The following is a 17,229-nucleotide window of genomic DNA, read 5'->3' as shown; positions in this document are numbered from 1 at the left end:
TAACTCCAGTTATGAATCATTAAGCCTGCTTCACGTAACCGTGGCGCCTAGGGCATGGGCCAGTGAACCCACTAGGTATGTTACCGTTAATGCAAGTAGGCTTAATCCAACATTCCTCGCAATAACACTACGCATCTTAGCGTTACTTGAAGCTGCAGTGAATACACCGGCCACTGATGTAGCTATAATCATTAGTACTATTGACGTGAATAATGCCGCATACCTGTTCACTAATCCAATGGTTGGGAACGGTAATATGACTAAGGCAGCGCCGATTATGTAGGATACACCGGTGCTCACGGCTGATTTAGCGGCATTCTCAGTGGACTCCACGTAGCCTAATTCCCTTGTTATAACCATGTCCGATACCGCATCCTTATATTCGCTTAATTCCCTTGCAATACTCCTAGCCTTCTCCTCGGGTACGCCGCTGCTTTTTAAAATGTCAAGTACCTTATCGGTAACGGTGCTAATGGGCATTACCCTGAGGGCTGTCTTAACCTTATTCACCCTGTAGTTCATTAACTCGGACTGAGCCTTAACAGACATGTAGGCTCCTATACTCATTGATATTGTACCGGCAACACCAACTATTAAGCCGGCCATGGCTATTAACAGTGGGTTAACTACAACGGGCACTAATCCGGCTAATGCTGCCATTACTTCAACTAGGCCATCACTCATACCGTATATGAAGTCCCTAATATTATTGAAGCGTTCACTCATCTTAGTTGCCTCCTCTATGAAGTAATCCTCATGTATTACCTCATCCTTAATTATCTCATCAAGCGCAGGATCCTTAACAACATCCCTGGCGTTAACATACCTTACTATAGCCTCATCCTCCTCTCTCTCCCTAAGCCTAATAACAACTGCAAGACCGAAGAGTAGCCTTAGGGTTAGGTAGAAAATAATCTTAAGCCACGGAACCTTAAACTCACCAACACTTAACCCTAACTCCCTAGCCCTTGCCTCCCAATACTTAGCATGTCTAAGTTCTGTTGAGGCAATCTCCATTAACGCGCTCCTTCTATCCTTATTCCTCTCAACCCTAGCAAGGGTACTGTACACGTAGTAATCCGTTAACTCATCCTTATAGAACCCAACATAGTCAATGTTACCCATTACCTCACTATGCTGACTCATTGCAGCCATAATACTTGCCCCTTTAAATAAACCCTTCGCAGAAGGGTATAATGTGTGTTTAAGGGAGTGAGAATATATTTAAACCACTAGTAACTATTTAGTACTATATGGTTATTGAACAAACCAGGGAAGCAGTCAGTAAAGGGGGGATTGAGGCATTGTTTTACCCATCATCGGTTGCAGTAATTGGGGCGACACCTAAGCCGGGTCATGTTGGTTACGTCATAATGAGTAATTTACTGAGTAAATTTAAGGGGAAGGTTATTCTAGTTAATCCAAGGTATGATTCAATAAATGGTGCTAAATGCTATAAGAGCATCACTGAGGTGAATGATGAAGTTGACTTAGCAGTAATAGCTGTACCAGCCCCCGTGGTCCCCCAGGTTACCGCTGAGGCTGTGAAGAAGAATGTTAAGGCATTAATAATAATCAGCGGTGGCTTCAGTGAGGTTGGGGATGAAGGTAGGAGACTTGAGGATGAGGTTAGGGAAATTGTTAAGAACACTCAGGTTAGGGTTCTTGGCCCAAATTGCATAGGGGTTTATAATGCTGATAATGGCCTCGACACCTTCTTCCTACCTGAGGATAGGATGGGTAGGCCGCCTAAGGGCCCAATAGCCTTAATAAGCCAGTCGGGGGCGGTTGCAGCGGCGATACTTGACTGGGCATCAAGGAGGAGACTGGGCATAGGTTTAGCTGTGAATTACGGTAATAAGCTTGATGTTAATGAGTCAGAGTTACTGGAGTACCTGGCTAATAATAGTAATGTTAAGGTGATTACAATATACATGGAGGGTTTAAAGTACCCTGGCGAGGGCTTAAGATTCCTTGAAACAGCTAAGAAGGTTACTCAAATAAAGCCGGTAATAGTCTATAAGGCTGGTAGAACTAAGGCATCGGCAGGTGCTGTGGCAAGCCATACTGCGGCATTAGCCGGTGACTATGAAATCTACAGGGGTGCCTTTAGGCAGGCTGGTTTAATTGAGGCTAATAGTGTTAGGGAGATGTTTGACTTAGCCAAGGCCTTAGCCACGCAACCATTACCAAGGGGTAGGAGGGTGCTTGTGCTTACTGATAGCGGTGGAATGGGGATTCAGGCAGTGGACACCTTATCAATGCTTGGTCTTGAAGTTCCTGAATTACCTGAAACGATCCAATCAATGCTTAGGAAATTCCTACCACCCTTGGCAATAGTTAGGAATCCGGTTGACGTAACCGGTAGTGCGACTGATGAGTACTATAAGATAGTGCTTGACTCAATCCTACCCACTAGTTACGTTGACATGGCCCTCATAGTAGCCTTAATGCAGATACCTGGCTTAACCCCAAACCTCGTCAACTACATTATTGATGCTAAAAGATATGGGAAACCCATGGTTGTAGTCTCCTTCGGCGGTAGCGCAATGATGGAGAAGTTCAATGAGGCCCTGGAGGATAATGGAATACCAGTTTACGCAACACCAGATAGGGGTGCTAGGGCACTATGGGCCCTGGTGCAGTACAGTATGATTAAGAGGATGCTTAGGGAGGAGGTGGAGTAGTATGGTCCATGATATAGTTACTAAAGCACTCTCAGAGGGTAGGTTTAAGCTACTTGATCATGAGGCATATGAGCTACTTGAGGCATACGGCATACCAACACCTGGGTATAGGGTGGTGTCTAATTACGAGGAAGCCATTAAGGCCGCTAATGAGGTTGGTTACCCAGTGGCAATAAAGGTGATTTCCCCTGACATAATGCATAAGACTGATGTGGGAGGTGTGATACTTAACGTTAACAGTGATGATGACGTTAAGAGGGCTTGCGGAGAAATGACCAATAACATTAAACACCTGGCACCATACGCCAGGGTATTCGGCTTCCTGGTTCAACACATGGTTCAAGGGGGACTGGAGGTAATTGTGGGTGGTTTAAGGGATAGAATATTCGGTACAGTAATCCTATTTGGAATTGGTGGCGTATTAACTGAGTTATATAAGGATACCTCAATGAGGGTGGCCCCAATCACTGAGGATGATGCCTTAAGCATGATTAAGGAGACTAAGGCTTACCAATTAATGATAGGCTACAGGGGTATGCCGAGAAGGGATATTTACTCACTCGTGGATATAATCGTTAAATTCTCCAGACTAATGATTGAGAATCCGCAGATCTCTGAAGCAGACTTGAACCCAGTTATAATGCTTGAGAATGGGAAAGGTTCATACGCAGTGGACGCAAGGTTCATAATAAAGCCTACTTAAAATTGAAATATGTTATAATAAAGCACCGTGATTACTTGTGGTTAAATCACACTGTGTCTGCTATTAGCTTAAGGCTATCCTTATCAAGTCTCTTTAAGTCAATCTCATATATATTATCATGAATATCAACTAAAGTTAACTTACTATCCATGATCATCACGTTCCTCCTGCCCCTAGTATTAACCACAACCTCACCGTAGTTAGTCACTAGATGCCACTCCAATTCATCACCCTTAACATCAATCCTCTTAACACTCAACGTTACGGGCTTGAAGTTATTCAAGGCTATTGCGGTCTCAAGTAGCTTAACTGATTCAGCGTCGAGTGCCTTATAATTACTCAGAATGAAGCGTTCCTTACCATCCTTATCATAGAATATGACGTACTCAGGCTGGGATATTGGGAACGGTAACTTTGGTTTAAGATCCTTGTAAACCTCACCATTAACGATCAATGTAACTAGACTCCTCCTACTCCCTGGCTTAACCTTAACTTTACCTGGCTCAACCATTACGTCCTTAACGTAATCCCTAAGGGTTAAGGCATTCCCATTACCGTCATCATTCTCAAGAAGCTTCAATTCACCGGTGAATAATTCAAGCTGATCCTTAAACATATTGTAGAAGTGCCCCCTCTTAGCCAATAATTCACTTGGCTTACCCTCCTCTACAATTTCCCCATTTGCCATAACTATAACCCTATCCGCACTCATGACCTCAACGAAACTATGAGTAACGAATATTGCAGTCCTACCCTTAGCCAGGTTCATGATGGCTCTGTAGACCTCAGCCTCATTAATAACGTCAAGGTTTGACGTTGCTTCATCAAGTATTACGATATCCGGCTGCTTAATAATAGCCCTAGCAATTGAAATCCTCTGCCTCTGGCCGCCGGATAATGATGAACCCCTCTCACCCAGGTTAGTGTCGTAGGCTAAAGGCAACTGCATAATCTCGTCATGAATCCTAGCCGCCTTACAAGCCGCTATGATCTCCCAAGGCTCAACATGCCTCCCACTACCGTAAGCCACATTGTAAGCCACAGTGCTATCGAATAAAGCCACCTCCTGCGGCACATACGCTATCCTATCCCTAAGGTACTGTAGGTCGATCTCCTTCACATTAACCCCATTTATCCTTATCTCCCCTGAGTCAACATCATACATCCTAAGCAGTAGCTTAGATAACGTACTCTTCCCTGAACCACTCTTACCAACCACTGCAACCTTCTCACCAACCCTTATCCTCAGGTTTATGTTCTTTAAGACAGGCGTGTACTTATCGTAACTGAACCAAACATTACTGAACAGTATATCACCCTTCAAGTCAGGTCTCTTAGGCTTCTCAGGTTCCTTAACATCAGGCTCAGCCTCCATTATCTCCCTAAGCCTATCCCCCGAGGTCACAGCCTGCTGGATGAACGGTATTATGTTGCTTAGGTTGTTTATAGGTCCGTAGAACTGGGCCATGTAGGATACGAACGCGGTCAAGGTACCTAATTGAATAGTACCTGCAATAACCTGCTCACCACCAAACCACCACATCATGACTGTTGATAATGATGTAAGTAGGCCTAGGAATGGCCAGTAACTAACATTCATTTTAGTTACCTTAACCTGGGACTCATAAAGCCTATTGAGTAAGTCATTTAACCTATTTGATTCATAATCCTCCTTGGCGAAGGACTTTATAACCATATAATTAGGTATAGTGTCTGATAGAGCACTGGTTACATCAGCACTCCTCCTCCAATTCCTGTGGTAGACCCTATGCGACCTCTTACGGTACCTATATATCATGTAAGCTATTATTGGAGTCGGCAGTAGTACGAATAGGGCTAGTTTAACATCCATGGTAAATAATATTACACCTATACCTATTAGAGTTAGTATATTAACTATGAGTGTTGGTAAGCCCCAGACCATTAGCCACTGAGTGTTGCCTGCATCATTAGTTAGCCTTGAGAGTATTCTACCCGTTGACATCCTATCTATGAATGATGCTGAAAGCCTCATAACATGCTCAAAAACCTTGGATCTTATATCGTTCACAACCCTCTGCCCAACGGTGTTGAGTATGTAGTTCTGGGCTATGGATAATGCCGTAACCCCAATATATGACCCTATTAGTGTTAGTGTTAAATTAACGAAGAGCTTCATTGAGTGGGTCTTGGTTAAGAAGACGCTATCAATCAGTATTTTAAGTAAGTAGGGTGGAACCAGGTTAAGCATTGCTATGCTTATAGATAATATAATCCCTATAAGCATCTTATGCCAGTAAGGCCTCATGAAGTTAAGTAACCAAAGCAACGTACTCCTAACGTTAGGCTTCCTATTCTCCCTACTTAACGTAACACCCTCATAATGCCCATTACCGTTTATACGCCCATTAACAAATATTGCAAACCTCCTAAACTCCTCAATAGGCTTCTTCGTGAAGTAAGCAGCCTCAACCTCCTCACCATTCTTCATAACTAGGATAAGCTTACCTATACCTATACCATCCTCAACATAAACCCTCTGCACATCACTTAATTGATAAGACTCCTCCTTACCATCACTACTCACTATTATTCTATTATCATTTGTTAAGCATACTTCACTATTCCTGAACCTGAGATCTTTATCTAAGTCGGAAATCACCTTAAAGGTACAATCCATAAATGGTTCTTAAGCCGCCTTTAACCAATCATATTAATAAACCTTTCTCCATTAGGCTTCAGTAAAGTGCTTACAATACTTAGCAGCTAAGATAAATAATATATAAGTACTATAGTAGATTATGATTTTTATATAATAATTAAGCAGTCAAGAATAAGTATTATCCCTTATTTTCGTTAGCCAACATGTCAGCCTCATTAAGTATCAAATCCGTGGGGTCTTCAAGGCCCTTTATTAAACCTACCTTACCCATTCCCATAGCCTTACGTATGCTGAAAACTAGCCTACTTGGCTTAACCCTAATTAATGGTGCACCAGCCTTAATCACATACTTATCAGTGTAGTAGGTTGATGGGAAGTACGATATCGATGGAACACCCAGTAACGCAGCCTCCACTGCGAAGGTTGATCCACCAGTTATAACTAGACTTGAGTAGTAGGCTAATTGAAGGCCGTCAATAGGCTTATCCGGCATTATCACGTTATTATTCTTTAATTCCTGGGGGAACTTACTCATCACTAACTTCCTCTGGTCATCATACCTAGGGAATACAATAACCTTAAAGCCCTCCTTTAATAGGAGTTTAATAGCCTTAACTGCAATCTTAGACTGTTCACTGTAATTATAGTAGGCTGCCTTACTCTCCTCAAACCTAAACACAACATACTCATCACCATTCCTTAAACCCAATTGCTCAACCTCACCCCAATTAGGCTTAAACCTATAAACCCACATTACCTCAAAGACACCGTTAAAGAACTTAACCTTACCCTCCTCCCCATGTGGAATATAGGCCATCAGCCTCCTCTTAGGTATGGCTGCAGGCGCAATAACACTGCTGGCTAGGGGTAATGTTAATTTATTAACATGGAATGCGTGGGCAGTATCCGTTAAGGCTATTGATGGTTTACCTAAACCGAAGGCTACTCGAAAAGCATCAGGTGATGTTAATGATACGTGGACATTAAAACCATTAACTATATTGATTAATTTAAGGCTCCTGGTAAGCCCATTAATCAGTTTACTCTTAGTATCCTCACCGTGCTTACCCTCACAGTATCCATTTACACCATACATCTTTAACACATTAATTACGTAATCGTAATTCCTACATGTAATTATGAACCCGTAACCCCTCCTCCCACCCTCCAGCACCAACACTGAGGCTATTCTAGCCTGCTTAGCCGTTAATGCATCAAACCATATTAACATTAGTGGGATAATGGATTATAAATTATTAAACTTAGCCCCACATTAGGCTTTAAGTACCTCAAGTCCTCCGTATAGTGGCTGTGGCACAGTGAACACCACCGTAACCACCAACAAGTTCACTGACGTCTATTGTTATGAAGTCTACACCTTCATTAAGCACATCAGGCCTATATGGGAAAATATACCCCTCACTCCTCATCCTCCCATAACCTGACTCCACGTACTGTAATGTAGCTTGCCTAACCGGGTCATTACTGCTTCGCAGCCTCCTAATCATCTTCTTAATATTCATCTCAATGTTAGGCACCAGTATCCTTCTATCCTTAAGGGTTAGGAAATTGGAGGCGAAGGCGGCTTGCTCAACAATGGATAAGTTAATTACGTTGAAGCCCTTTTGCCTAATGTAGTCAAGTAACGTGGCTTCACTCACCTTCTCTAACCCATCTGGAGACCTCGCGTAAACTGTGACCTGGGTATTCTTCATTAACTCCTCATTCCCTATTACTAAGCCGTCGCCGGCAACGTTAAAGTAAGTGTCAAGGTGCATTACAAGCATGTTATCCCCCCATGGGTGTTTAGGTATCTTAGCAATAACTAACTCGTCGAAGTCTAGGAGACCCATTATCTGCTTAACACCATTAATACTACTCCTCCACCCATACCCAATCACCGCGAAGTCACCCATGGGCATGAAGTCACCCCCCTCCAGGAAGCCTGGCTTAATCAACTTATACACTATGGGTGTGTTTATAGCCTTGAAGAAGAGTTCAGTGATCATTGGTTCAAGCCTCCTTTGAATCATTCGCATTCTCCCCATCACCACACCTGCCTTAACTACTAACTGTTGATCCCTAGTGTAGTATAGGTTAGCCATTGGGTTTCTGTTGATGATTCTTGCCATTAGATTGGTCTTAGTCCTCTTAATAATTATCATTGGCCTCAGTATGAGTATGTTGAATAATGTTTCAGGATCATATGAGGCTAGGCTTCTTAGGAAGTCGGTGTAGGCTTCATCACTTAAATCCCCCTTATAAACTATTGATGATTTAACAACAGACACCACAGCCTCCCTGAACTCACTACTATGCCTCATTCTCTGTATTACTATGCTTTTAAGCCTATGTACAGTAACCCCTTCACTCATCATTACGTGCTCCATGTTTTGATGTTCATAAAGCGCCTCATCCATACTGAACACACCCTCGTAGAGGAAGGCCTTGGGGTATAGTAACCCGTAGAACATTTCCACGCCAGGTCTATGAACCATAACCTCACTTAACCTATCCCATTCACTTCTAACCAGCACCAGTTATTTGGCTAAGTATAGCTTAAATAGATTATACCTAAACCTAGAATTAAGGTGAATTAAATGCCTAAGCCCGCCAAGGGGTCTGAGTACTTAAAGGGTTCGATGATTAGGGAGGTTAACGCACTGATTAATGAGCTTGAGGACAGGGGAGTGGACGTGATTAAGATGCATATTGGTCAACCTGGTGTACCACCCTCAAGTGGGTTAATAGATGAGTTCACGAGGCTACTTAAGGAGAAGTCCTTTGAGTTAAGCGCCTACTCCTCAACACCTGGGATACTTGAGTTAAGGGAGGCTATTGCTGATGATTACCACAGGTACTCGGGTGTTAAGGTGTCTCCATCAAATATCTCAGTAACCACAGGTTCCTCTGAGGCAATAATAACGTTAGCCATGGCTTTCCTAAACCCAGGTGATAAGGCTGTTGTACTTAATCCAACCTACCTACTTTATAAGCCGATTATGCAGTATTTTAATGCTAAGGTCACTGAGGTTAAGGTGAGTATTAGTAATGATTTTAACCCTGATCCTGAGGAATTGAAGAAGGCCGTGGATAAGGATACTAAGTTAATAGTACTGGTTAACCCAGATAATCCAACCGGCTCAACCCTTAGGAGTGAGGTTGTTAAGACTGCGGTGGATCTGGCTGTGGATAATGATTCATTACTAGTTTATGATGAGGCTTATAGGCATCTTTACTATGAGGGTGAGCATGTGTATGCGTTAAGGTACAATATGAGTAATGTCATTGCATTAAACACATTCTCAAAGGATCCTGCATTACCAGGTTGGAGACTTGGATTCGTGGTTGCTGATGAGGATATACTTAGCGTATTCAATAGGGTTAAGCAGTACATTAACATTAATCCACCAACCCCAGCCCAGTACATTGGTCTCCTATACATACGTAAGTATAAGGAGAACTTCATTAAAGAGACTATACCATTATTCAAGGAGAGGAGGGATGTGGTTTACAATAGTATTAAATCCATGCTGCCTGATGCTAAGGTGCTTAAGCCTAAGGCTGGATTATTCATGTTCCCTGACTTATCTAGTTACTTAAGCAGGATTAAGATGAATGACCTAGATTTCTCACTACGATTACTGAGGGAGAAGCATGTTGGTGTTGTACCAGGCTCCGCGTTCGGTGATGGGGGTGCGTTACACATTAGGATTAACTTCACCAGGGAGTCAACTGATAGGCTTCGTGAAGGTGTGGAGAGGATTGCTGAGTTATTAAGGGAATTATCGGTTCTGTGAATGGAGACTATGGTGAATGAATGACTCGCTTTTTAAAACACGTGAATTAACTGATTACGAATAGTAATTAGGGAAAGCCCCTTGATTATATTTTTCTTAGTACGCTTATTAATGATCTAGCGTTAAGGTTATGTATCTTAGTTACCTTTGGTCCAAGCATTTCAAGGGCTGAGTGTTCATTACCTATTAGTATTATCCTATAGTCACTGAAACCTGATAAACCCTGCTTAATTAACGCTAAGTCAAGTTCATCATCCTCACCATCAGTTATTAGCACTAGTTTATAATTCCTTAAGGCTGGGTTCCTGTGAGCATCATCGTAGGCTACCCTAATGGCTGAGGTTATGTTTGTTCCACCTAATGGGACCAGGGATAGGAGTGTTTTTATTATGTCCTTCTTATTAGTCATTAATTGATATATCTGCTGGTCGAAGAACCTTGCCACGACTTCATGACCCTTCATAACCATTACTATGGCTAATGCGGCTGCCCAGGTTATCTTACTCACACTACTGTACTCAAATATGTTATTCATAACTGTGTAGAACATGCTGCCGCTCTTATCTATAACCAGGTATATTTTAGGCTTCCTCATCATCTTCCTCTCCTTAACCGTTAAGCTCCCTGTGGCTAACTTGTAGGCGTATATTGGTTTAGCGAACTTAGCCAATGCCCTATTGGTTGGGGTTAGGTCCTTAACCTCATTAACCTTATCCATCCTCTTAATACCAGTCATAACCCCCTTATCAAGCATCTCATTAAGTATCCCCTCATCATACATGCGGCTTGACTCCGTGACTAGCTTAAGCAGTGAATTAAGCATGTTAACTAACCTAGCCCTATATGGGTCTATGTCCGTATCCAGTATTAATTCAGCAACCTCATGGCCTATAGCCGGTCCTAGAACGGAGCGAGCCTTATTAATAGTGTCATTAACCTTCTTCATGTTCCCCATGTAAAATGAGATTAATGATCTAATCTCCCTATCAAGCATATTTCTACTCTCCCTTGATGATTGCGACGATTTATTTGACGCATCCCTCAATGCATTGGCAAGTCTCTCGTTCCTTTCAATCCTATTAAGCATGTTAACGTATATTCTAAGTAACTTAACCGCCATTATCCTGGATAACCTACCATTTAGTTTAGTTAACCTGGAGACTTCAGCATACTGCTCACTATTAATGTAATTGCTAACTATCATTCTCCATAATGCCCTATAATTATTACTATCATTACCACTCCTAAGTATTGGTTGCCTGTAGTGTATGTAGAATGAGTCGGCGAGTATGTAGTTCCTTAACTTATCAAGGTTAGGTATCATGTGGCGCTTAGCCATTAGGTAAACCTCCCTAAGCCTATACCGGGTTAACTCCTCATCATAATCAACGTTAAGTAGTATACCGTAATCCTCTTCACTGCTCTGACCCATATATAGCACCCCTTAACCTCTGGATTAGGTACTCTGTCTCCTCTATTTCACTAATGTATAGGCTTAGGAGGGACTTATCCCACCTAGCCTTAAGCTTATTCAAAGTCTCCTCAGCCTCCTTAATCTTCTGAGCCGCCTCATTAACCATGTTATTGTTTAACAATGCCTTAGCCTCACTAACCAGGTCACTTACCTTAAGTAATTCATCAGGTAGGTGGGCGGTTAGGAAGGCCTCATACTCACTCAACTGCTCCTTATCGTGAACCAGGTAGCGGGAAACCTTCATGACGGCGACCTTAAGCATCGTTGCATTAACCTGGCTGAGTGGGAAGCCTTGTATCATTAAGTAGGCTAACGCGTATAATGGAACCTTTATCCTAGTCCTATTACTTATGGGGACATGCTCAACAAAGTCAGCTATTATTGGTGAAGTGACCTTAGCCACATCATTAATGTTAACGTAGAGGTGCCTAATTAACTCATTATAGGTATCACGAATCAACTCCATGGTCGCCACTGGGCTTAGGTTCTCGGTCTCCCTACGTAGGTACCAGCCCTTAGTGAGTAACGCCTCAGTGTCCTCGGGTGCGGCGTACTCTGTGAATATTCTTAACGGGAACCTATCGTAGAGTGCCTGAAGCTCCTCCTCCTCAGGAATCCTGTTACTGCTACCGAATACTGTCCAAGTCTTAACTGGAATAACCTTGTCACCGTCATAAACCACCCTCTCGTTTAGAAGCGAGAGGAGTGTATTCAGTATCGCGCTTGATGCATTAAATATTTCATCAAGTAGAGCGAAGTCACTCTCAACTATTGAATTAACGTAAATCCTCTCAACCTTACCCTCCAGTAGCTTAGCAACATCAATAGGGCCAAGTATCTCCTCAAGGTCAGTGAACTTGGTTAACTGCCTGTAAAACCACCTGGCATTAAGTAGCTTTGATAATACGTAAACCAGCGTTGTCTTAGCTGTGCCAGGAGGCCCTATGAGTAGGTAATTCTCCCTAGCCAGCGTTGACATTAATATGCCAGTAACCTCATTACTGTACTTGTAAAACATGCTGTTAAGCTTAAGGTACAGGTTCCTAATGTCTTCAATGCCTTTACCACCGGCTGACTCCATAATTGTATAGGCGCTGACCCATTTATAATGGTTTGTGTCGTTTTCACTCAACAAAATAATACTAAAGAATTAGCCCTTATTAGGCCACAGCCACTGTGTCACACCCAAGCCTGAATAACGCATGCAACGCAATCCAGCATCACCACGTTTTCAAACACAGGATTCCTAATCTTAACTGCGTAATCATATGCATTAATGAAATACACCTTAGTCATCTTGACCTCAACCTCTATTGATTCAGGCCTAGGTAACAAACCCTTAAGCACCGGGAGTATAAGCCTCCTATTAATGATCAGTAAAGTGGACTTATTAATTAAAGATAATGCCTAAGCACCTCAATCAACTCAAAGATAACAGCAACATTGGCCTTACCCCTAGGTATTAATAATGAGGCAACAAACCCCAACATAACATGCACGTTATTACTAAGAAGCCTTATTGCATCATATGAGCGAACCTTGGCGCAAACCAAGCAACCAACACATGAGGTTGAATCTATTAATGCCTCACCGTTACTAAGCCTAATTATGATTAAGCAAGCTATTAAACCCTGAATTAATAAGTCTAGATTGTTCATTCACAATAATATTTAACACAATCCCAAGCAGTATGGAGTTAGTAATAGGCTCTACAATGATGCGGAACTAAGATGAGATTGCCCTATTATGCATATTTAAACTATATGATCATTAAATACCACAGTAATACTTTAAAAGACATAGAGATATATTTACTGATGGCCAGGATTCAGTGGGCATCTAAACACTATGAATGGCCACCAAACGCTGGTAAGGCTATAGCATCTCAATTTCTAGGCTTCTTCTTGGATGCCTATGATTTAACGTTCGTAACGGCAATGACGCCAATATTAGCAACAGTTCTCTTCCCATCGACACTGGCTAAGTCAGTGGTTGGTTACTTCTTAACACTGCTTGGTTACGCATTCACCATGATTGCGAGACCAGTGGGTAGCGCATTATTCGGTAACTATGCCGATAGGATTGGGCGTAGGGACACCCTCATGATAACAATACTGGGCTACAGCCTCGCCAGTGCGGTCACGGCTGCGATACCAACGTACGCGGCCGTGGGTTGGGCAGCCTTTTGGATTTATGCAGTTTTAAGGTTCATATTGGGGGTCTTTGTTGGTGGTGAGTACGCGGCTGGGCATCCATTCGCCATGGAGTACTCAGCACCCAGGTGGAGGGGATTAGTTAGTGGTATAGTTCAGGGTGGTTTCTCATGGGGTGTGGCATTAGGAGGATTAGTGGTCGCGGGCTTCACAGCACTCTTTGGGGTAAAGGCTATGTATGCATATGCTTGGAGGTACGTGTTCCTAACGGGCCTAATACCAGCCGTTGTGGCCTTCATAATTAGGTATACAATGCCGGATACGCCAATCTTCCAGGAGGCTAAGGAGAAGGGCCAGCTTGAGAGGATACCGTTCTTCAGCATCTTTAAGCCTCCCGCCCTTTGGACGTTTCTGCAGGTTCTTGTCTTTATGACTGGCTTATTCTTTAGCTCCTACTCAATGTTTGATTTTGCAGTGGGTATATATACAAGGGCTGGCTTACCGGAGGGTTTGGCGAGCTTTTACTATGGTATAATGGGTATATTCGCAGCCATAGCAGCAACGCTGTGGGGCTTAGCCAGTGACTTCATTGGTAGAAAACGTGCCTTAATAATCGCCGCAGTGGTATCCGCAGTACTTGCAGTCCCAGCTTACTATGTTGTTTACTATAGCGCTGTGGTTAGGAGCGTACCGTTACTAGTCCTTGGTGCCCTTCTAATGGGTTGGCTCTCCCAATGGCCCTGGGGCTTAGTGCCCGTTTACCTAAGTGAGCGTTTTGCCACGCAGAGGAGGGGTAGTGGTGTTGGTTTTGGTTATAGTTCCGGTATATTCATATCTGCATGGATACCACTATACTCAATACCACTTTACAGCGCGTTTGCAACCATAGAGGGGACTAATATATGGTTTGTGGCTGCGTTCTGGCTAATACTAGCTGGTATTGTATATGGAGTGGCTGCGGCAATTGGTCCGGAAACAATAGGCATTGATTTAAGAATAGTAAAGGAGAAGTAAATTGTACATTGCGTATTCATTAAAAATAATTCAATATCTTCCTTATAAATTCTAAACATGAGTATACTTGATGGTATGCTAAAAATACAATAATACATTATATATCGTTATTAAGCATATTCGAGGCAATATTCTTCGCATTATTATTGCCTTTGCGTATTAATGAGCCCCATACCTACATGGAATGCCTTTATATTTTCCTCCCGCTCCCTCTTGATAACCTCTTTAATTGATTCCTCAATTGCCTTCGTACTTATGAATTTACTCACATCGGATACTGAGTACAAGGCTCCTAACATTACCATGTTCTCAAAGATCGCGTTACCGAGCTTAAGGGCTTCATTGTAGGCATCAATTACGTAAACAGTGTTATTCATCTTACGTAACTCGCTTACTAATTCATTGATACTGGGTATTTTGGCTCTAGTGGTTGGTGGTCTGATTAATCGCTTATTAACCACTATCACGGTGTTATCATTAGCGTAGTTCAATGCCCTAAAGGCTTCCAGTAATTCAAAGGCCACTATAATGTCTGCATTCCCCCTAGGTATTAAGGGTGCATGTACATTACCGATCCTTAGATGTACGTCTACGGAACCACCCCTCTGGCTTAATCCATGGGTCTCAGCCACCAGTGCCTTAAGTCCGGAATGCAATGCTGCTTGACCAAGCACTGAGGCGAAGGTGATTAATCCTTGACCACCAACGCCGGTTAAATATATGTTCATCTTCATACCATCACCTCACATTTCAGCCCACTTATCAAGCCACTCCTTTGCATTACCGCTGGGCTTTATTGCATTGTAAGGGCAGACTTGAGCGCATACTGAGCATCCCACGCACATATTGGGGTCGATCCAAGCCTTCCTGTTCTCAAGGGGTGCTATGGCTGGGCAGGCTATTAGATTGTAGCAGATGCCGCATGCCTTACATGCATCGGGGTCCACTGTGAATTTAACAATGAGTGAACTACGCCCCCTTGATGCCTCTAGGGCGCATGCCCTCTTCATAACCACTAGGGCTAATTCCCCATCCTTAACCTTCCTTAACGCATCGCTTAACGTAGCCTCAGCCTCCTTAACGTTGAAGGGGTCAATTGTGTACACGTACTTAACCCCAATTGCCTTAGCTACAGCGGCAATATCAATGACCTGCGTTGGGCTTGGTTGACCACCCGTCATCGCAGTGAACCTATTATCCATAACAATAACAAGCATTGGCGCCTTATTGTAGACTGCATTAACCAGGGCTGGTAAACCGGCGTGGAAGAACGTGGAGTCACCTATAATGGCTATGATGAATTGCCTACCACCAGTGCCTCTAAGGATACCCATGCCTAAGCCTATTGAACTACCCATATTCGTTAACACGTCTTGCTCATTAAAGGGTGGGTTTATGCCTAGGGAGTAGCAGCCTATGTCACCGCTGAAGACTGGCTTAACCATGGCCTTAGCCGTGGTTATCTTTAACTCATAGAATGATGCCGCATGGGGGCAACCTGGGCAGAAGACAGGGGGCCTTGGTGGTACATCAATGCGTTGCGCATTACTTCGCATTCCCCTTAATTCAACACCAAGTGCCTTAGCCAACCCCTCCTCAACATTCATTAGTGTTAATTCACCAACCCTGGTGAAGAAACCCTCAGCCTTACCGTACACTGGAACCCTAATACCCTCATCGTAAAGCACCTCCTTAACCTGAAACTCAACCACTGGGTCACCTTCCTCAACAACCACGACCTTATCTGAGTTAGACACTGCATTAGCTATAAGCCTCCTAGGTAGGGGTACTGGGGTGATTACGTTGAGTGTACTAACGGGGATTTCAAGGTCCCTTAAAGCCTCCTTAACGTAATTATACGCTACACCACTCGTAATAACCAGTACTCTACCATCGTTAACGTACTCGTGAGGCAAATCCTCAACGGCATACTGAATACTCTCCCAGCGTTTAATTAACTCACCTTTAAGTTGCCTAGCGTTGGATGGAACTAAGGCGTGGTGTGATGGGTCCTTGAGGTAGCCTTGGGCATAGTCAGGTTTACTGAATTCACAGACCTTAACAGGTTCCCTAACGTGGGAAACCCTAGTAACCAGTCTCATTAACACTGGGTGATTGAGGCGTTGACTCATACTCATTGATAACTTAACTAGGTCAGCTGCATTCTGTGGACTGTATGGTTCAATTACTGGAATATGGGCGTGTAAACCAACCCACCTATTATCCTGTTCATTCTGGCTTGACCACATTCCAGGGTCATCAGCGGTAATAACCAGTAAACTATTCCTAACACCAGTGTACGCGCTTGACATTAGTGGATCCATCGCTACATTTAAGCCAACATGCTTCATACTAACCAATGCCTTAGCACCGGCTAATGCTGCACCGTAAGCCACCTCGTAGGCTACCTTCTCGTTGCTTGACCATTCAACATAAACCCCAGTCTCCCTGGAGTGGTCAATAATGTACTCAATAATCTCACTACTAGGCGTACCAGGGTAACCTGCTGCAACGGCTAAACCCGCTTCTAATGCCGCATGAGCAACCGCATGATTACCCAACATGAGTCTCACTGAGCAATTAGCCATCATTACATAGACAATTTACTGTTTTTAAAACTATTGCTATAAATATAGTTTATATTTCAGTACATTTAATATTGCTTATAAGGCACCTGAACCTCACTTTACTAAGTATACGCCTAAGTAATGGTTATTCACAATAATCCACTATTCTTAGTGAAATCCCATATGGTGA

At 43.1% G+C, this 17,229-nt stretch carries 14 protein-coding genes; 4 read left to right on the top strand and 10 right to left on the bottom strand.

Annotated elements, in window-relative coordinates; genetic code table 11:
* Nucleotides 1-30: 30 nt before the first annotated feature.
* Entirely contained in the window at nt 31-1,146 is a 1,116-nt protein-coding gene (locus tag CMAQ_RS05595; protein ID WP_198002053.1) for a VIT1/CCC1 transporter family protein, read from the bottom strand.
* Nucleotides 1,147-1,253: 107 nt separating this feature from the next.
* Here CMAQ_RS05595 and CMAQ_RS05590 point away from each other — a divergent pair, with 107 nt between their 5' ends.
* Nucleotides 1,254-2,687, top strand: coding sequence for an acetate--CoA ligase family protein (locus CMAQ_RS05590; protein ID WP_012186140.1), 1,434 nt, complete (start codon nt 1,254-1,256; stop codon nt 2,685-2,687).
* A gap of 1 nt (nt 2,688) precedes the next feature.
* The gene (locus tag CMAQ_RS05585; RefSeq protein ID WP_012186139.1) at nt 2,689-3,390 is read left to right on the top strand and encodes an acetate--CoA ligase family protein; all 702 of its coding nucleotides are present in this window, start codon (nt 2,689-2,691) and stop codon (nt 3,388-3,390) included.
* A 46-nt stretch (nt 3,391-3,436) separates the two neighbouring features.
* Here the strand turns inward: CMAQ_RS05585 and CMAQ_RS05580 are convergent, their stop codons facing one another.
* The 3 genes from CMAQ_RS05580 to CMAQ_RS05570 form a co-directional block, all read right to left on the bottom strand.
* Nucleotides 3,437-6,049 carry an ABC transporter transmembrane domain-containing protein gene (locus CMAQ_RS05580; protein WP_012186138.1) on the bottom strand — a complete coding sequence of 871 codons (2,613 nt, stop codon included), beginning with the start codon at nt 6,047-6,049 and terminating at the stop codon, nt 3,437-3,439.
* A 160-nt stretch (nt 6,050-6,209) separates the two neighbouring features.
* On the bottom strand, nt 6,210-7,262 hold the full coding sequence (locus tag CMAQ_RS05575) for a DUF354 domain-containing protein (RefSeq protein WP_012186137.1): 1,053 nt from the start codon (nt 7,260-7,262) through the stop codon (nt 6,210-6,212).
* A gap of 58 nt (nt 7,263-7,320) precedes the next feature.
* Complete coding sequence (locus CMAQ_RS05570; protein ID WP_012186136.1) at nt 7,321-8,568, bottom strand: arginine deiminase family protein; 1,248 nt, start codon at nt 8,566-8,568, stop codon at nt 7,321-7,323.
* A gap of 63 nt (nt 8,569-8,631) precedes the next feature.
* Between CMAQ_RS05570 and CMAQ_RS05565 the strand changes: the two genes are divergently transcribed.
* The gene (locus CMAQ_RS05565; protein ID WP_012186135.1) at nt 8,632-9,831 is read left to right on the top strand and encodes a pyridoxal phosphate-dependent aminotransferase; all 1,200 of its coding nucleotides are present in this window, start codon (nt 8,632-8,634) and stop codon (nt 9,829-9,831) included.
* Nucleotides 9,832-9,916: 85 nt separating this feature from the next.
* Here CMAQ_RS05565 and CMAQ_RS05560 read toward each other — a convergent pair whose 3' ends face one another.
* The 4 genes from CMAQ_RS05560 to CMAQ_RS05550 form a co-directional block, all read right to left on the bottom strand.
* Nucleotides 9,917-11,263 carry a vWA domain-containing protein gene (locus CMAQ_RS05560; protein WP_012186134.1) on the bottom strand — a complete coding sequence of 449 codons (1,347 nt, stop codon included), beginning with the start codon at nt 11,261-11,263 and terminating at the stop codon, nt 9,917-9,919.
* Nucleotides 11,247-12,386, bottom strand: a complete 1,140-nt coding sequence (locus CMAQ_RS05555; RefSeq protein WP_012186133.1) for an AAA family ATPase — start codon at nt 12,384-12,386, stop codon at nt 11,247-11,249. Before CMAQ_RS05555 ends, CMAQ_RS05560 begins: the two co-directional genes overlap by 17 nt.
* A gap of 98 nt (nt 12,387-12,484) precedes the next feature.
* Complete coding sequence (locus CMAQ_RS10700) at nt 12,485-12,652, bottom strand: hypothetical protein (RefSeq protein WP_156769852.1); 168 nt, start codon at nt 12,650-12,652, stop codon at nt 12,485-12,487.
* 47 nt (nt 12,653-12,699) lie between these two features.
* The gene (locus CMAQ_RS05550; protein WP_048062698.1) at nt 12,700-12,963 is read right to left on the bottom strand and encodes a hypothetical protein; all 264 of its coding nucleotides are present in this window, start codon (nt 12,961-12,963) and stop codon (nt 12,700-12,702) included.
* Nucleotides 12,964-13,122: 159 nt separating this feature from the next.
* On the opposite strand from CMAQ_RS05550, the gene CMAQ_RS05545 reads away from it, so the two are divergent.
* Complete coding sequence (locus CMAQ_RS05545) at nt 13,123-14,472, top strand: MFS transporter (protein WP_156769851.1); 1,350 nt, start codon at nt 13,123-13,125, stop codon at nt 14,470-14,472.
* Between the two features lie 143 nt (nt 14,473-14,615).
* Here the strand turns inward: CMAQ_RS05545 and CMAQ_RS05540 are convergent, their stop codons facing one another.
* Together CMAQ_RS05540 and iorA are read right to left on the bottom strand one after the other, a co-directional pair.
* On the bottom strand, nt 14,616-15,206 hold the full coding sequence (locus CMAQ_RS05540) for an indolepyruvate oxidoreductase subunit beta (protein WP_012186131.1): 591 nt from the start codon (nt 15,204-15,206) through the stop codon (nt 14,616-14,618).
* A gap of 9 nt (nt 15,207-15,215) precedes the next feature.
* A complete protein-coding gene (iorA, locus tag CMAQ_RS05535; RefSeq protein WP_048062697.1) occupies nt 15,216-17,060 on the bottom strand; it encodes an indolepyruvate ferredoxin oxidoreductase subunit alpha in 1,845 nt (614 codons plus the stop codon).
* Nucleotides 17,061-17,229 lie beyond the last annotated feature (169 nt).

Source organism: Caldivirga maquilingensis IC-167 (genome assembly GCF_000018305.1).
GTDB lineage: Archaea > Thermoproteota > Thermoprotei > Thermoproteales > Thermocladiaceae > Caldivirga > Caldivirga maquilingensis.
The sequence above is the reverse complement of the archived record's forward strand: the minus strand, read 5'-3'. Positions and strand labels throughout refer to the sequence as shown.